The sequence below is a fragment of the Acinetobacter dispersus genome, from assembly GCF_009884975.1.
Taxonomy (GTDB): domain Bacteria; phylum Pseudomonadota; class Gammaproteobacteria; order Pseudomonadales; family Moraxellaceae; genus Acinetobacter; species Acinetobacter dispersus.
Genome location: NZ_CP041970.1, coordinates 2,260,058 through 2,277,057, shown reverse-complemented (window position 1 = coordinate 2,277,057; position 17,000 = coordinate 2,260,058). Strand labels below are relative to the sequence as shown.

The window sequence follows — 17,000 nt, the reverse complement described above, 5'->3', positions numbered from 1 at the left end:
CTCAGGTGATTTTACAGTTTCGGGTGTTTCTTTTTGCTCGTTATCTGGAGCTGGATTCTGTTCGGGTTTATCTTGTTCAGACATAATGTTTTCTCAATCAAATACAATAAGGGCTAACTGGCTGCTTGCAGGCTTCTTCGGGTTTTGTACTTGTTGCGTACATATTTGAATAATCCCCAAACTAAGAGCACCACAGCAAAAATACCGTTCAACACGATGACATCGTTATAGGCACGTACCTGAGCTTCGCGGGTCACCACTTTATTCAGGTTTTGCAAAGCTTGATTATTTTGTAAAACAGGATCATTGGTACTGATCATGGAACTATGTTGGTAAGCTTGTAGACGCTGCGCGACCAATGGATCGGTGGGATCAAGATTGCTGTTGATCTCGACTTTATAGTCGTAGGTATGACGTTGTTGGTAGGTATTAAAAAATGATGAACCTACTAGACCGCCAAAATTCTGAGTCGCAGAAAACAGTACGATAAAGGTCACTACATATTGAGGTCCACGTTGCAAGGTTCGCATAAAGCCCATCAGTAGCAATGGGCCAATAAAGACACCACCTGCAAAACTCACTAAGAATTGACTGCGATAAAAATTGGCTGGGCGCACATCACTGGTCAGGTGATAATCCAGCGCACAGGCAATTAAAATCAGGATTTCAGCAAGGAATAAATTTAAAATCAGCCGTTCACGATGGAAGGTCAATGCACTAAAAACTGAACCTGCAATGGTGCCGCAGAAGATCACCACATACAGCGGCACAAATTGATCTGGTCCCATACCCATGGTTTTAAGAAAATTTACAGCAGCGTAGCTTTGCTCTGACATCAGTAAGCGTAAGGCAAAGGCACTGACTACAAAACTGAGTAAATCACCAGCAGCCAACCAACGGGTCATAATCAAAGGATTACTCCGATAGTGTTCATAGGTGAGTCCCAACACAATCAGACAAAAGCCAACAATCAAGGTATAGGCCAGCCATGGGCTATTGAACCACCAAAGAATTGGCCCTTGCGTCAATACGATACATAGACAGGCAAAGCCGGGCGCGAGTAAGGCAAAGGTAAAAAAGTCCTGCTTTTCGAATACTTCCATACGTAAGCTGCGGGGGAGTTTTAATGACACCACCATGGCTAAACAACAAATTGCCAGACCTAATTCGAAGGTGTAAATCACATCCCATTGATTTGCGCTGAGCAGAAAAGGCGAAATGATCCATGCCAAAGGCAATCCCAGCTGTTGAAATCCGAAAGCCAGATAAATCCCTTTAGCCATGTCTGCTTTACCAAAAGCCTGCATGGTGTAATACATTCCCAGTGAACTGAGAGGGGCAGCTGCCAGACCTGCGATAAAGCGTACGAATAAGGCCATTTCATAGGTTTTGACAAAGATATGCAGGATCAGTACGCCAATAAATACCAGCAAGCCTATTTCTGAAAACAGGCGTAAACCATACTGTTGACGTGCTTTGAATAAGATTAGGTTTGAGCTGACATTCGCCATTACATAAGCTGCAGGGAGCCATGCTGCCTGTGATGGGGTTAGACCATATTCACCTTGGAAAATTGGTAAATTGGCAACGATAAAGCCATTACTTAAACTGGCAGCAATACAAATAAACAGACCAATAAAAAAGTAGGCAAAGCGTTTTGGTCTGGCATGTGCAATTGCAGCAGGCGAACCGGGCAGGGTTGGGCGCTCATCAGCAGACCAATCTGGAGGAGTCTCAAGATAGCGAGGGCTTTTATCCATGTTATTCCTCGAACTAAACTTTGATGCCGTTTAATAATAATTCTATTGCACGTTGGGCCAACCGAACTTGATCTGAAGCCTGATGCCCTTGAAATGAAGAACCCAAGATCGCGGTAATCATGCCGAAATCTTGTGGCGTTAAATCTGGACGACATAATTTGTGTTGTATGGCTTGATCAATTAGTGGTTGCAATGCTTTATCGCGTCTTTCATAAATGTTTAGCATGATTGGGTCTTGCCGATCAATAATCCGCCAGTAATCAATGAGTACAACTAGATGTGGAAGTTGCTCAATATGACCTTCTATCAAACGAATAAAGCCATCATCGAAGCTTTGCAGTGCAAGAGCACGTTGTTCCAGACGGCTAATTGCCCGTTCTAACAGGGCAGCAATCAGTGCTTTGCGATCCGCAAAATTACGATAGAAGGTGGCACGGCCAACACCCGCATGATCAATAATCGCTTGCAAAGGGACATGAACGCCTTGCTTACGGAAGATTTCTTCTGCGGCATTGAGAAGTTCATCCCGATTATGGGCAGCTAATTGTTGGCGTTTGATCATGGGTAAAATTTCGAAGAAGTTCTAAAGTGAATTAAACGGACATTTTTGTCCGAAGTAAATATCCTCTGAATCTTTATTTTGTTTAATTTAAGTAAAATAGCAGTAATAAGAGCTATGACAAAGGCAATACAATGCTAAAAATAAGCGTAAATTAGTCATGAATACAAATATAAATAGGTGAACAATGCAGGGATTTTTACAGCGTTTTGCGAGAGGGATAAGACACCGTCCATATTTATCTGCAACTTTTGCCTTAGGTCTCGTGATTTATGGGATCTTGCATATATTTACCCAATGGCAATGGGCGACTTGCTTGCAACTGGGCTGGAATATTGCCATTTGGCTGTATTTATTTCTAACCTTGAAAATGATGTGGCATTTGGATGCAACCCATATTTTACAACGTGCCAAACAACAGGATGAAGGGAAGTGGATGATCCTGACTGTGGTGCTGATTGCGATTGTGATCTGTTTTATCTCCATTGTGGTGCAATTGGGACATGTTCCTAAAGATCAGCCTATTTTAAAAACGGTGCTCATTCTCCTGACCATTGGTACGATTTTTTCAACATGGCTGTTATTGCATACCTTATTTGCCATTCATTATGCGCATGACTTTTATCTGGCCAAAAGTCGACACGAAGAAGCAGGTTTAGAGTTTCCAAAAACAGATCAGCCTGACTATCTCGATTTTATTTATTTCAGCTATATCATTGGTACCTCCGCACAAACGGCAGACGTATCTATTACCAGCTCTTCGCTCAGGCATTTGAATATCTTTCATTGTGTATTGGCGTTTATTTTTAATACCATGATTCTAGCGGTTGCAATTAATGTTGCTGCCAGTCTGATCGGGTTGAATTAATAACTTATTTTTATTAATTTAATTAAAATTGATCATTTTTATTTTTGGTTATGCTTGGCTATTTTAAAGAGAGACAGGTACAGCAAGGATAAGAATATGACCACCCAGCACCAAGTTAATCAACAGCAATACCAAGATAAATCTCAAGCCTATTTACATAGCAGTGTCCATGCTCAGGGGGTAGAGTTTGGAAAAATGCAGCAATTGATCCAATCCTATCAATTGAAAACAGTTTTAGACTTAGGCTGCGGTGGTGGACATGTCAGCTACCAAGTTGCACCCTTTGTAGATCGTGTAACAGCCTATGACTTAACGCCGTCTATGGTGGAACTTGTTGCTGAACAAGCTAAACACAAAGGTTTGGACAATGTGATTGCCCAGCAAGGTGCAGCGGAGTCTTTAGCTTTTCCTGATCAAAGTTTTGACTGTGTAATTACCCGCTATTCAGCACATCATTGGCAGAACGTGGCACAGGCGATGAATGAAATCTATCGTATTGTGTCTCAACAGGGGAAAGTGATTATTATTGATATTTTAGGAAATTCAAATCCTGTGATGGATACATTTTTTCAGACCATTGAAACGATTCGTGATCCGAGTCATGTACGTAATTATAGTTTACAAGAATGGACACGTTTTGCTGAATATGCGGGATTTACTGTCGATATTGTCGAAAAGCAGAGCTTGGATTTAGAGTTTAAAAGTTGGACGGAGCGGATGCAGACGCCTGAATATGCAGTCCAGACCATACGGGATTTACAGCGTAAGGCATCTGATCAAGTTCAGCAATATTATCAAATCCAAACAGATGGTTCATTTAGAAGTGAAGTTGTTTATTTGGTGTTATCTCGACCCTAAATTCCTGTTCGAAGAGAATTTGCAAAACGATGTTATGCACTAGAGATACAAAAAATGCTGTGGCAACTCAAAATTTATGTATCTCCCTGATCCCTTTTTTAAGTAAAATTAATATTTGAAAATTATTCTAATCTAGAGGTCTATCTTGGAATCGTTATTGATTTTAGGCTCAATTGCTTTAGCACTAATGTTGGGTGCAATTAGCCCGGGTCCTACATTTATTTATGTTGCTAAAAACTCAATTGCGATTTCACGTAAACATGGCTTATTTACCGCTTTGGGAACAGGCACGGGCGCAGCCTTATTTGGTTTGCTTGCTGTTATGGGTTTACAGGCAATTTTATTGGCGGTGCCATCTGCTTATATCGCGCTAAAAATATTTGGTGGTTTGTACTTACTTTGGCTGGCGTATAAAATTATTAAGCATGCCAAAGAGCCAATGGAAGCGGTGAATGGCACTGTGAATCAGATGAGCTATGCACAAGCCTTTCGTTTAGGGCTGATTACCCAGCTTAGTAACCCGAAGATTGCGATTATTCTTGCCAGTATTTTTACTGCCTTATTACCGAAAGACATTCCAAGTTATTACTATGTGGTGTTACCAATGCTATGCTTCTTTATTGACGCAGGTTGGTATTCGCTAGTTGCGGTGGCATTGTCAGCAGAAGGGCCACGCAAAGTTTATCTAAAATCCAAATCAGTGTTTGACCGTATCGCAGGTGGCGTGATGACGCTGTTGGGATTAAAGTTGATCTTTGGAATGAAATAATGTCACAGAAAAAGCGACCACGAAGGTCGCTTTTTTATTGCCTAAAATCCACTTATTCAGCTTAATCCTTAAAATGCACTGGAATCCATTGATAGCTTTTTCCATCAGCAGAATAAATATGTCCAATCCCCGGGAAAGGTAAATGTGGTGCGGCAATGGTTTGTCCATTCTTGGCGAAATCAGCAAACTGTTTTAAGCGGGTAGCTACGGCTTTTTTCGGGTCAATATCGTATTCAATCGCAGTTTCGGGCTTATCAAATTGCACGGTGTGTGAATGTACGATATCTCCAATAAAGACCACACTTTCACCTTTGGTTTTTAATTCATAGCTAAAATGCCCAGGCGTATGTCCCGCCGTATTGATGACTTTAAAGCCCTGAATTTCATCACCGAGTTTATAGGTTTTAAAGCGTTGTTTGGCTTGGTACGGGGCAATGGCCTGTTTAATGTGCTTCACTGTTCCTTCATAACCCGCTTGTTTGTCTTTTGGAAGCTTGGCTGCCTGTTTTGGATCTAACCAATAATTGGCTTCGTCACTTGAAACGTACACGGTTGCATTGGGAAAGTTCGCAACACCATCTTTGCTGATACCGCAAACATGGTCGGGATGTAAATGGGTGAGTAAAATGGTATCGACCTGTTCAGGTTTATAGCCTGAAGCTTCTAGATTTTTTAGAATCGAGCCTAAATGGGCACCAAAACAACTGGCTGCACCGCTATCCACTAGGACCAGTGATTTTCCTGTATTGACGAGGAAAGCATTGATGGAGGTCTGTACGCCTTTATCTTGATCGGCATAGTATTTCTTTAAGATGTGCTGGACTTGTTGCTGAGAAATATCTTTAAACAAGCTTGGTGACATAAAGTTAGTGCCATCGAGCAGGGCGGTAATTTGTACATCACCGACTTGGTGTTGATAGTAGCCCGCAACCTGTTTTTGTTGTTCAATGACTGGCAGGGTTTTGCTTGTTTCTGCGTGAGTGAGTAAAGGGAAGCTGCTCAAGAATGAGATAGAAAGGAGGAGGGCTGTTTTTTTCATTTATAGATATTCTCAAGTTTAGTTGAATTGTCTACTTTTTAGCATGGATATCTATTCTTTAAAAGGAAAACGATATTAAATTGAATTTGCTGTTTTATCTTGCAAATTGGAATGTGAGTAACTGTTTGATTTTATTGTTCTTATTGTCTTAAAAATATTTATTGCATATTACTTTAAATCTTGATTATTATAATATTGGATATATAAAAATTAATTTGTCATTAAGCTTATTTTATTTGATGAGGGTGGTATGGGGAATACATATAATATTTATAGAATCAAAAATGATAAATATGTTGATTTGTTAAATAAAATTGAATCTGTTGGTTTAGTTAAGCAAAAAACTCAAAATTATGACAATTATGAGATGACCTTCTTTTTTTCAGAAGAAATTAAAGGAAATGAGGTTTGGTGGTTTGAAACTTATAAAGACTTTTTAAATTCGCCAGATGAACTACCCAAAAATATTTTCTATTTTGGTTTGTTAATCTGTAAAAATGAAGATAACCCAAAAGAAATTTATGCTGTTAGTTTAGGTAAATCTCATTTTTATTTGTCAAAATTCATTGAATTGGATTTTGGAATTAGCTTAGCTATACGTATGGCTAATGAGCAGTCTATTCTTTTAAAGAAAAGCCGATATTTCACAGGAACTAAACGTCATGAAGTTTCCTCTTATGAAAATTTTAATAAAGATAGTTATGATTCTGGAGAATCAGTTGAGCATTTAAAATTGAAAGCTTCAAATACAGAGGTATGGGGGGATAAAAATATAGTTTTTGCAGACTCTATTCAGCTGGATATAAGTAAAGAACCTTGCGAGCTATCAAAAATACTTAATGATATTTCGGATAGTATGAGTGGCGATGAAATTATTAGATTGCCAAAATTAGAGCTAATATCAGATGAAATATTAATTAATGATCTTAACTCAGAAATTTTAACTAAAATAATTAATAATCAGGCTAATGTCGGTGTTGAAGAAATTAGTATATCTGGAATCAATATTATTTTTAGATTTAATGAATATAATTATGAATTGGTTTTTAAACAAGGACGAAAAGAAGTTGAAAAGCTTGATATAGGAAATAGCTTAGATATTGTAAAAATTTCAAATTTTTTGAAAGAAAATCAAATTAATAATCTTGATGATGTAAAAGTAAGATTCAAGCGTGAAGAAAGTAGTAGATTAACTAAAGACTTAAAAGAACTTTTAGATTTTTATACAGAATATGAGGGATATAATTATTTTCTAAAAAATGGAAAATGGTTTAAGTTTAATCAAACATTTATGGATTATTTAAAAAAATCATTAGTAGGGATTGAAATAGTTCCCAGTGATGCACTAATTGAGAAAGAATATTTAGATTGGAAATCACAAAAAGAAAAAGAAATAGCTAATGATACTGGCACTGATAAGTTAAAATATCGTGAATATTACTTTAATAAAAAAATGAGTGAGGTTAATGGATATGAGTTGTTAGATCGTCAATTGGAAATAATACGATCATTAGATCCGGATGGTAAAAAATATAAAATAGAAGTAGCTGATTTGCTTAAGGATAATGAAATAATTTCTGTGAAAATTCCTAGTACAACTCAAGATCTAATTTATAATATTGAGCAATCAAAAAGTTCACTCGAGTTAATCAAACAAAATATAATTTCACTTAATTGTGAGTTAAAGGCAGTGGCATTATGGATTGTTTATGACAAAACTATTTCATCTATCATTGAAATAAATTCTATTCAATTTTTGTTAGCTCTTGATTCATGGAAAAAACGTGTAGAGTTTTTTGGCTTAAAACCTAGAATATATATTTCTAGACATATTAAATAGTGGAATTAATTAAAAAAGCCCCTACATTAGTAGAGGCTTTTCTTGTCTAACATTTAAAACCTTAAGACACTTTATCGCCTGGTTTTGCGCCCGATTCAGGTGAAATTACCCAAACACCTTCACCATTACCCGCTGCAAGTACCATACCGTTAGAAATACCAAAACGCATTTTACGTGGCGCAAGATTCGCAACCATCACCACCAACTTGCCTTTTAAGTCTTCTGGCTGATAAAACTCACGAATACCACTAAACACATTACGCGGTTCAGCTTCACCGACATCTAAAGTTAATTGCAGCAATTTATCAGAACCTTCAACCGTCGCAGCTTCCAATACATTTGCTACACGAAGATCAATTTTCATGAAATCTTCAATACCAATGATTTCAGCTTCACCTACTTTTGGTTCAGGCTTTTTCTCGGCTTTCTTTTCTTTTTTCTTCTCTACTTTTGGCGCTTCTGCCGCAGCAGCTAAAGAATCTTTAGAAGCATCCACCATTGCAGCAACCGCTTTGGCATCAACACGTTGCATCAATGGTTGGAATTGCGCAATTTCATGACCAACCAAGATGTGCTGACGTGATGCAAAGTCGAAGCTTTCAAGTTGTAAGAAAGCTTGAACCTGTGCAGCAAGCGTTGGTAAGACTGGCGCCAAGTAAATCGCAAGTTGACGGAATAGGTTAATACCAACTGAGCAAACATCATGAACTTGTTGCTCTTGACCTTCTTGCTTCGCAAGTGCCCACGGTTTTTTCTCATCGATATACTGATTGGCACGGTCAGCCAACGCCATGATTTCACGGATTGCAGCTGAGAATTCACGTGCTTCGTAAGCTTGTGCGATTGAATCACCTGCATCAATAAAGCTTTGAACCAGTTCCAACTCTGCACATGTATCTGACAAAGTATTGTTGAAGTTGGTGTTAATAAATTTTGCACAACGGCTGGCAATATTCACCACTTTACCCACAAGGTCAGAATTCACTTTCTGAACGAAGTCATCTAGGTTCAAATCTGAATCTTCAACTTTGTCAGACAGCTTAGACGCAAAGTAATAACGTAGATATTCAGGATTCAAATGCTCTAAATAGGTTTCAGCTTTAATGAAGGTCCCACGAGATTTTGACATCTTCTGACCATTCACCGTTAAGAAACCATTCACGAATAAACCTGAAGGGGTACGGTAGTTGGCACCTTCAAGCATTGCAGGCCAGAACAGCGCATGGAAGTAAACAATGTCTTTACCGATGAAGTGATAAACTTCTTTATCGCTGTCTTTTTTCCAAAAATCATCAAAGCTTAGATCTGGACGTTTGGTTTTGATGTAGTTTTCAAAACTCGACATATAACCAATTGGTGCATCGACCCAAACATAGAAATATTTGTTTGGTGCATCTGGAATTTCAAAACCGAAATAAGGCGCATCACGTGAAATATCCCAATCTGATAAACCTGCTTCAAACCATTCATCTAGCTTGTTAGCGATCGAAACAGGTAGACGACCTTGGTCACGCGTCCACTTCTGTAAGTATTCTGAGAAATTCGGCAATTTAAAGAAGTAGTGATCCGATGATTTCTCAACAGGGGTCGCACCACTTAAAGTTGAGCGTGGATTTTCTAATTCGGTGGCGTTGTAGGTTGTACCGCACACTTCACAAGCGTCACCGTATTGATCTTCCGACTTACATTTTGGGCATGTACCTTTAATGAAACGGTCAGACAGGAACATGCCTTTTTCAGGGTCGAACAACTGGGTAACAGGACGAATTGCAATATTGCCTGCTTCACGGTTTTTAATATAGATTTCTTCAGAACGTGCTTTGTTCTCGTCACTATTGGTTGAATCATAGTGATCGAAATGTACGCCAAAACCATCAAAGTCACGGATATGTTCTTTCTGAACATTGGCAATTTGTTGTTCTGGACTAATCCCATTAGCCTCAGCACGCAACATGATTGCTGTACCGTGAGCATCATCCGCACATACATAAGTCACATCATGGCCCATTGCACGCATCGCACGAACCCAAATATCTGCTTGGATATAACCGAGTAAGTGACCCATATGGATAGGACCATTGGCATAAGGTAGGGCATTGGTGACTAAAATTTTACGCACGGATATTGTTCTCTCATTCGTATTTGCAAGGCAGATGATTTTACATGACTTGGCCTCGACTTGCACAAGGGATTCGGTGAAATCTTTTCAAGCCTCGTTTTTAGTTCTTCTTGCACTTCATTAAAGCTTCACTTGTACTTCAATCAAAACACATTTCCTTTATCGATAATGGCTACATGGTCAATAAAGAAAGGAAATAACAATGAGGTCTTGGCATTTGCTCTGTGCATCTATGTGTGCAAGTGTGGCATCGGTTTTTAGTTTTGTGATTCCGTATTGTTTGTTCTTAAACTTTCAACAAAACCATTTATTGCATGTGGTCAGCAACGCGATGCAAGTGATGCTATATCTCACACCATTTCTGATTGTTCTTGCTTTTATCTTTTACATCATTGTTTTATCAATATTGAAATTACCCAGCAAAATTTTTGATTTGGTGCAGTTTTTAAAAGTCAGTTTGGTCTTTTTTACGGGATGGATGTGCTTAGTGCTGATGATTTTGTTTGAAGATCAGGTCAATGGCTTCGATTTTGAAACCTTGGCCATGAGTCTTTTAATTTTTCTTGCTGTTTTGCCTGTGCTTGCACTGGGCTGTGTCAGTGCCAATAGTTGTTATGTGTTGATGTGCAAAAAGAAGTATGGCGATTTAAATCAATTTGAGAGGATCTAGAGGAGGAGAGTATGCATCCCGAAGGATTACATACTCTGCATTTGTTTAACGGTCACACTGTGCTTTGAATTTTTTCTTAAAGAGATAATCTTTCCTTTAGATAGGAAATGAATGTGATAGCTCTTTAAGCCATCCGTTTTCGGATCAAGGGTAATTTCAGCAAACATTGGTGTCTGCCAAAGTTCATCACTGCCCAAAGTTCCTAACCACGCTTGTGCTTTTAGTGCCACCGTAAATTCATCTTTGAACTCAAGCTCAGTAATACTGAGTTCACTGCACCAATGTTCGGTTTTAGGAAATTCAGCTTTAGAAAATTTCCAGCAAATGGTCAGTGCCAAACTACTTTCAACAGGTGCTTTATCGTCACTTTGCTGATCAATAACTGGAATTAACTGTTCAGCAAGATCCTTTTCAAACGAAAGAATCATGTTCTGGATTCTTCTTTTACTTGAAAGAATATACTTCAAACGTTTTTCTTGGGCTTGAAGTTCCTGCTGAATTTCTAAAAGTTCATTTTCATTCATATTAGGTAATTCTGACAACGAGGTCTATGATTGAGATATTGCGGAAGTATATCCGAACTATCTCCTTATATTGTTAATAGTTTTTAATACAAATTTATTGGTTGTAAAAATGATCGAAACAGCTCGACTGCGTTTAAGACAATGGCAAGCAGAGGACTATGCATCCTTTGCCGCGATGAGTACCAATCCACAGGTCATGGAATATTTCCCTAAACTCCTGACTCGAACGGAAAGCGATGCCATGATCGATAAAATGAAATCGATTATTGAAACACAAGGCTGGGGCTTATGGGCGGTTGAGTTAAAGCACAATCATCAGTTTATTGGTTTTGTTGGTTTGCATGATCAACCGACACAATTTGCTTTTTCACCTTGTGTGGAAATCGGATGGCGACTCGATCAAGCCCATTGGGGGCAGGGCTATGCGCCAGAAGCTGCTCAAGCCGCGCTTGCATTTGCTTTTGATCAATTAAAGTTAGAGAAAGTGGTTGCATTTACCACATTAGAAAATACCAAGTCACAAGCGGTGATGAGAAAATTAAACATGAAAAAAGTGTCTAACTTTCAACATCCCGCTTTAGCGACAGAGCATCCTTTAAGTTGGCATGTACTTTATGAAATTTTAAAAGCTGACGTTAAAATCTAGATGGGAGCCAGCGATTCATTTATCTAAAATTTAATGCTACCCGAGACAACGACTGTTCTAGGGTCCCCTAAAATAGATTCATTGGCCCAGTAATGTTTATTGAATAGATTGTTAACGTTTAATCGAAGTGTCAAAGGATTATCTTTTAAATTAAATTGATAGCGAGAGCCTATATTGAAAAGCGTATAAGCAGGAAGCTTATCTGTATTTTCAGCATTTGCATAACTTTTGGCAGTGTGGTTAAAACCTGCAGAAACACTCAGAGATTCAAAGTTCGGAATCGTATATTCTGAGTAAAGTTTAAACATTTGCTGTGCCACTAAAGGTGGGCGTTTACCTTCAAGAAGTGGGTTTTGTTTCTGTTTCTTGATTTCAGGATCTAACAGGGTAAATCCACCCAGAATAGTAAGATGGTCGGTTGCTTTTCCGATTGCGGTAAATTCAACCCCTTTATGCTCTTGTCTGCCATCCTGAACGAATTTGGGTGCTGTTGGCATACTGACATCATAGTATTGTAGGCCTTTATCAATTTTAAATAAGGCGGTCGTGAACAGCAGATCGCCCAGACTGAGTTTCGCACCTAATTCAATTTGTTGGCTTTTCAGTGGCCCAAAGATATCACCTGCATTTGTGACTGCTACACCACGATACTCATCAGCTGCGATACCACCTGCTTCCAGAGATTCGATATAAGTCAGATAAGTGGTTAAAGCAGGTACGGGACGATACAAGATAGATAAATTGGGCGATATTTTTGATTCATCATAACCTGATCCCATTTTATTAATAATGTTGACATATGCCGCACCTAAAAGTATTGACCATTGGTCATCGAGAGTGATGTCATCACCAATAAGCCAACTTTTACTTTGACTATGAGAACGTGTTTGAATTTCACCTCGATCAACTTGTTGTCCAATTGGCTTTGGCATAGCAGTCGGAGAACTTAGATCTAAATTCTTAAAGACAACTTCTTTAGCTTCTCTTGGATAACGCTTTTGTCGAGTATCACTCATCTGAAAACCCGTCGTAAGTTTGTGTTTAAGTGGTCCTGTATCAAAGTTAAAATCGAGATAAGTGGCCCAACGTTTATCCAGTTGTTCACTGGTCATTCGATCTTGACCAGCGGCATATATTCTTGAAACAGCTTGGTCATAGGTATTTTCTGAGGTCACTGTATTGGTGGTGAGTTGTGTACCTCTTCGACTATAACTATCTAAATATGAACTTCTTATTGTAATATTCTGAGTAGGGTTCCACTTTAAATGAGCACCATAACGCTCAGAATGATAATAATTGTTGCTCCAAGGGACGCTCCAAGAAATATTATTTTGCAGTTGATGTGCTGGCAGCCGTTCAATCCCCTTAGCGAAGTTCCAATTCGCAGCTCCACCATTGATTTCATAATCTCTTTGCATCGCATCAACTTGAATCAGTAAGGTGTCTAAGGCTTGCCAATCCAGTGCAAGGCTTGCAAATTCTTTTTTCACTTCTTGTTGTTTGATGGCCGTATCACCACCTTGTTTTGCCAGATTGAGTCTGTAGCCAAATTTTCCAGCTTCATCAAATTTTCCACCAAAATCACCATATGTGTACCAGCTTTTTCCACCTAAACTTGCCAAACTGATTTCATTCAATCTGCTCTCTGTTGAACGCTTTGTGACATAGTTAATCAGGCCTCCAACATTCCCTGGACCATATAAAAAGCCTGATAATCCATTCAGTACTTCTATTTTTTGCGCGTCCTCAGTGGTGGTACCGTGTCCATATTGATCACCTTCCATGCCATCTCGATAGGCATTTGATACGCGAAAACCTCGGGTATAGGTAACGGGTTGATCATTCTCATACTGAGAGCGGCTTAATTGGCTGGTGGGGTTGAGCCGGTAAATTTCATCTGGACTAGATGTTGCCTGTACATTTTTAATTAACTCTTCGGAAAAGACTTGTATTGAATATGGGAGTTGTTGCAAAGACCGACCTTGCCAAAGTCCTAATTGAGATACCGTATCCTCTTTATATCCTTGCTCGGCACTGCCTTGGCTATGCTCTGATGCCGTAACTTTGATTGGTGAAAGCCGATTTATAGAGCCGACTTCTTCAGCAAAAAGAGAGGTGCTCACAAGTGTAGATGAGGCAAGCAGGCTACTGTGCATGAATAACGATAACTGAGTACTCAAGATACTTTTTTTAAGAGTTAATAATTTATTTGTTCTTAACAACTTGATCACCATGAATATTGTTTAAATAAGTAATAGAAAAATATTTACTTGTTTAGGGGAGCAAATACGCTTTTAATTTTATTATAAATGATTATTATTATCATTTGTGTGATTGCAATTCCATTTGCCTGTAAAGATAAAATATTTGAATCTTCCTGTATCCCATTTGTTTCAATTTGCAGCGATGCACAAAAAAAGCCCTCAAACACGGTATAAATAAGACTGCTCCAAGCAATATGTTTTTTACCTATAGTGAGGAAATACCATGACAAACGAAAAACTTGATGAATTAAAAGACCAAGCAGCAGAATTGGGTAATGACTTAAAATACAAAGCAAAAGAAGCTCAGCTACAAGGTGAAAAAGCAGTTGATGACTTAAAACACTCCGCCGAGGAGCTTAAGTTAAAAGGCGAAAAAGCCCTTGATGATTTAAAGAAAGATGTCTCTGAGCAAAATGCTGAAGGTAAAGAAGCAGTTTCGAATAAAGTAGATGATCTCAAAGCCAAACTTGAAGATACCCAACACGCGGTTCAAGATAAATTTGACCACTTCAAAGAAGAGGCTAGTCATAAGTTAGATGATGCCAAAGCAAAAGCATCTGAACTAAAAGATGAAGCTGCTGCAAAGTTTGATGATTTGAAAGCTCAAGCAAGTCATAAGTTGGATGATTTAAAGAAAGCAGCAACAGATACCATCAATAAATTCAAAGGCTAAGCTTTGTATCAATGCTAAATAATGGATGCTCATATCTAGAGAAGAAAAGTTGCTATAAAAAATGAGCAATTATCTGCTTTGATATGAGCGTCAATTCTTCAATACTGCTAAACTAGCCAAACTCAGTGATTGTTGAACTGTTTTTGGAGTAAACAAAATGTCGTGGCTTTCTTCCTTAAAATCTGTTTTTTCACCAGCGCAAGAAGTGAAGGAAGACGAGATTCAAACAGTTCTACAAAATTATATATTGCCGCATTCTGAAAACAGTCTGAAAGATCGTATTAGTCAAGTGAATGTACAAGGCCGTATTTTACAACTCACAGTGAATACCTTTCCTCAAGAAAAGGACCATTTACAGCAGATTCATGATGAGTTGGCAGAAGCTTTAGAAAAATGCGGTATCCAAGAATTAAACTTACATATTATCCAACAAAAACATGCAGCGCATGGTGAAGCGGGACATAGCTGTTCATCAAAGCCAAAAGCAGAAAATAGGAATTTACCTCCTGTGATGGATGCTTCACCTAAAGCGGAAGTTGATCCGAATAATCCACCAATCCAAAAAGCGGCACCACAACAACGCGATGTAGCGGCACATCCACGCATCCAAAATGTGATTCTGGTTTCTTCTGGTAAAGGCGGGGTAGGTAAATCAACCACGACGGTCAACCTTGCACTCGCGTTACAACAACTCGGTTTAAAAGTTGGTGTTTTGGATGCAGATATCTATGGTCCAAGTATCCCAACAATGTTGGGCAATGCAGGCAGAACCCCGCAGATCGAAAATGAACACTTCGTACCTTTAGATGCTTATGGCATGGCGGTGCTGTCGATTGGACATTTAATTGGTGCGCACAATACACCCGTGGCTTGGCGTGGCCCAAAGGCGACAGGTGCGTTGATGCAATTGTTCAATCAGACTTTATGGCCTGATTTAGATGTGTTGGTGATTGATATGCCACCAGGCACAGGTGATATTCAGCTGACTTTGGCACAACGTATTCCTGTAACGGGTGCAGTGATTGTGACCACCCCACAAAATGTGGCGTTGATGGATGCAACCAAAGGGATCGAACTATTTAATAAGGTAAATATTCCTGTACTTGGTGTGATTGAAAATATGTCGACCCATATTTGCTCTAATTGCGGTCATGAAGAGCAAATCTTTGGTACAGGTGGAGGTGATCAGTTGTCTGAGCAATATCATATTCCTTTACTCGGTCATTTACCTTTAGATGCCAAAATTCGTGAGCATGCAGATCAAGGCACACCAAGTGTGATCGCAAAAGATGCAGCCGCAGACAGTTATCTCAATATTGCACAAGCCGTGTTGCAACAAATGGATAAATTACCAAAACGCCAGAAAGACGATAAGCGTATTTTTTAAGTACACAGAAAACCCAACATGCTGATGTTGGGTTTTTGCTTTCTAAAGCAAATCACTTTTTATTTAGGCCATTTCAAAACTCACCTTAACAGCAAAGTAGGTACGTTACTTGCTTTGTATAGGGTTTCTTTTTTAGACAGGTTAATGATGCAAGTTAAATATTTTATCGGTATTGCCAGTGTATGTACGGCTCTATTTTTAGGTGCATGTAATGGTGACGGCAATTCAAATTCGACTCAACCTCAAGAACAAGCGAAATTACAGCCGATTGTGATCCAAGGTGCATTACCTGTTGAATCAAAAAGAATGGCCTCAAAATTAGATAATGCGAGCTACGAAATCATTGGTGGTTGGGAATTTTGGAAAGGTACCTATAAAGGTTATCCAATGGTGATCTCTAAAACACGTATGGGTATGAGTAATTCTGCCGCAGCGACAGCCATTGCTATTCAGCATTATCAGCCGATTGCGATTATCAATCAGGGAACTTCAGGTGGACATGATCCAGACCTAAAGGTATTTGATATTGTGTTAGGCAAATACACTACCAATATTGGGGCATTTAAAACGCCAAATAAACCGATTGGTGGTGGTTCAAATGCGTTGGAATGGAATGAGGCGTTCGATGTGTTGCCAGAGGATGAATCTGATCCAGAACCGATTGCAATTCGTAAATTTGAAGGTGATAAGGAACTTTTAGTTGCGGCTTACAAAGCTAAAGTGCATTACAGCAAAGGACAAGTGGTCGAAGGTACCATCGGCTCAGCAGACACGTGGAATAATGAACTCGATCGTATCAACTTTTTCCATACTAAATACGGAACATCTGTCGAGGAAATGGAAGCGGCATCCGTTGCACAAATTGCGCAACAATTCAAAGTACCATTCCTTGGGGTTCGTATCTTATCAAATAATATTACCAATAATGGTGCCTATAACCCTGCGACAGGTGAAGCGTGTCAGGACTATGCACTTGAGGTTGCTGAGCAATATATGAAAGCAAAAGCAGAAACTAAATAATTAA

General features: G+C 38.9%; 15 protein-coding genes. 9 read left to right on the top strand and 6 right to left on the bottom strand.

Translation table 11 applies throughout. The annotated features are described in order from the left end of the window. Nucleotides 1–113: 113 nt before the first annotated feature. Together FPL17_RS10385 and FPL17_RS10380 are read right to left on the bottom strand one after the other, a co-directional pair. Nucleotides 114–1,760, bottom strand: a complete 1,647-nt coding sequence (locus tag FPL17_RS10385; protein WP_151716034.1) for an MFS transporter — start codon at nucleotides 1,758–1,760, stop codon at nucleotides 114–116. Between the two features lie 13 nt (nucleotides 1,761–1,773). Further along, on the bottom strand, nucleotides 1,774–2,322 hold the full coding sequence (locus FPL17_RS10380; RefSeq protein ID WP_005191229.1) for a TetR/AcrR family transcriptional regulator: 549 nt from the start codon (nucleotides 2,320–2,322) through the stop codon (nucleotides 1,774–1,776). A gap of 184 nt (nucleotides 2,323–2,506) precedes the next feature. Here FPL17_RS10380 and FPL17_RS10375 point away from each other — a divergent pair, with 184 nt between their 5' ends. The 3 genes from FPL17_RS10375 to FPL17_RS10365 all read left to right on the top strand — a co-directional run bounded on the left by FPL17_RS10375 (nucleotide 2,507) and on the right by FPL17_RS10365 (nucleotide 4,814). Then, the gene (locus tag FPL17_RS10375) at nucleotides 2,507–3,187 is read left to right on the top strand and encodes a DUF1345 domain-containing protein (protein ID WP_151716032.1); all 681 of its coding nucleotides are present in this window, start codon (nucleotides 2,507–2,509) and stop codon (nucleotides 3,185–3,187) included. A 96-nt stretch (nucleotides 3,188–3,283) separates the two neighbouring features. Continuing rightward, complete coding sequence (locus FPL17_RS10370; protein WP_159884927.1) at nucleotides 3,284–4,045, top strand: class I SAM-dependent methyltransferase; 762 nt, start codon at nucleotides 3,284–3,286, stop codon at nucleotides 4,043–4,045. A 145-nt stretch (nucleotides 4,046–4,190) separates the two neighbouring features. Beyond that, complete coding sequence (locus FPL17_RS10365) at nucleotides 4,191–4,814, top strand: LysE family translocator (RefSeq protein ID WP_005191224.1); 624 nt, start codon at nucleotides 4,191–4,193, stop codon at nucleotides 4,812–4,814. Between the two features lie 61 nt (nucleotides 4,815–4,875). Here the strand turns inward: FPL17_RS10365 and FPL17_RS10360 are convergent, their stop codons facing one another. After that, the gene (locus FPL17_RS10360) at nucleotides 4,876–5,853 is read right to left on the bottom strand and encodes an MBL fold metallo-hydrolase (RefSeq protein WP_159884925.1); all 978 of its coding nucleotides are present in this window, start codon (nucleotides 5,851–5,853) and stop codon (nucleotides 4,876–4,878) included. A 250-nt stretch (nucleotides 5,854–6,103) separates the two neighbouring features. On the opposite strand from FPL17_RS10360, the gene FPL17_RS10355 reads away from it, so the two are divergent. After that, nucleotides 6,104–7,693, top strand: a complete 1,590-nt coding sequence (locus FPL17_RS10355) for a DUF6119 family protein (RefSeq protein WP_159884923.1) — start codon at nucleotides 6,104–6,106, stop codon at nucleotides 7,691–7,693. A gap of 61 nt (nucleotides 7,694–7,754) precedes the next feature. On the opposite strand, the gene metG is transcribed toward FPL17_RS10355, so the two are convergent. After that, nucleotides 7,755–9,812, bottom strand: coding sequence for a methionine--tRNA ligase (metG, locus tag FPL17_RS10350; protein WP_159884921.1), 2,058 nt, complete (start codon nucleotides 9,810–9,812; stop codon nucleotides 7,755–7,757). A 202-nt stretch (nucleotides 9,813–10,014) separates the two neighbouring features. On the opposite strand from metG, the gene FPL17_RS10345 reads away from it, so the two are divergent. Beyond that, nucleotides 10,015–10,482: a hypothetical protein gene (locus tag FPL17_RS10345; RefSeq protein WP_151716026.1), complete on the top strand. Its 468-nt coding sequence runs from the start codon at nucleotides 10,015–10,017 to the stop codon at nucleotides 10,480–10,482. A 26-nt stretch (nucleotides 10,483–10,508) separates the two neighbouring features. Here FPL17_RS10345 and FPL17_RS10340 read toward each other — a convergent pair whose 3' ends face one another. Next, nucleotides 10,509–11,006 carry a hypothetical protein gene (locus FPL17_RS10340; RefSeq protein WP_005205601.1) on the bottom strand — a complete coding sequence of 166 codons (498 nt, stop codon included), beginning with the start codon at nucleotides 11,004–11,006 and terminating at the stop codon, nucleotides 10,509–10,511. A 109-nt stretch (nucleotides 11,007–11,115) separates the two neighbouring features. Here FPL17_RS10340 and FPL17_RS10335 point away from each other — a divergent pair, with 109 nt between their 5' ends. Continuing rightward, entirely contained in the window at nucleotides 11,116–11,652 is a 537-nt protein-coding gene (locus tag FPL17_RS10335) for a GNAT family N-acetyltransferase (protein ID WP_159884912.1), read from the top strand. 23 nt (nucleotides 11,653–11,675) lie between these two features. On the opposite strand, the gene FPL17_RS10330 is transcribed toward FPL17_RS10335, so the two are convergent. Further along, complete coding sequence (locus FPL17_RS10330; protein WP_228277571.1) at nucleotides 11,676–13,832, bottom strand: TonB-dependent siderophore receptor; 2,157 nt, start codon at nucleotides 13,830–13,832, stop codon at nucleotides 11,676–11,678. Between the two features lie 307 nt (nucleotides 13,833–14,139). On the opposite strand from FPL17_RS10330, the gene FPL17_RS10325 reads away from it, so the two are divergent. The 3 genes from FPL17_RS10325 (at nucleotide 14,140) to FPL17_RS10315 (ending at nucleotide 16,996) form a co-directional block, all read left to right on the top strand. Beyond that, entirely contained in the window at nucleotides 14,140–14,589 is a 450-nt protein-coding gene (locus tag FPL17_RS10325; RefSeq protein WP_005191206.1) for a hypothetical protein, read from the top strand. 157 nt (nucleotides 14,590–14,746) lie between these two features. Continuing rightward, complete coding sequence (gene apbC / locus FPL17_RS10320) at nucleotides 14,747–15,976, top strand: iron-sulfur cluster carrier protein ApbC (protein ID WP_159884908.1); 1,230 nt, start codon at nucleotides 14,747–14,749, stop codon at nucleotides 15,974–15,976. Nucleotides 15,977–16,120: 144 nt separating this feature from the next. Beyond that, entirely contained in the window at nucleotides 16,121–16,996 is an 876-nt protein-coding gene (locus tag FPL17_RS10315; protein WP_171519517.1) for a 5'-methylthioadenosine/S-adenosylhomocysteine nucleosidase, read from the top strand. The last annotated feature ends 4 nt before the right edge of the window (nucleotides 16,997–17,000 follow it).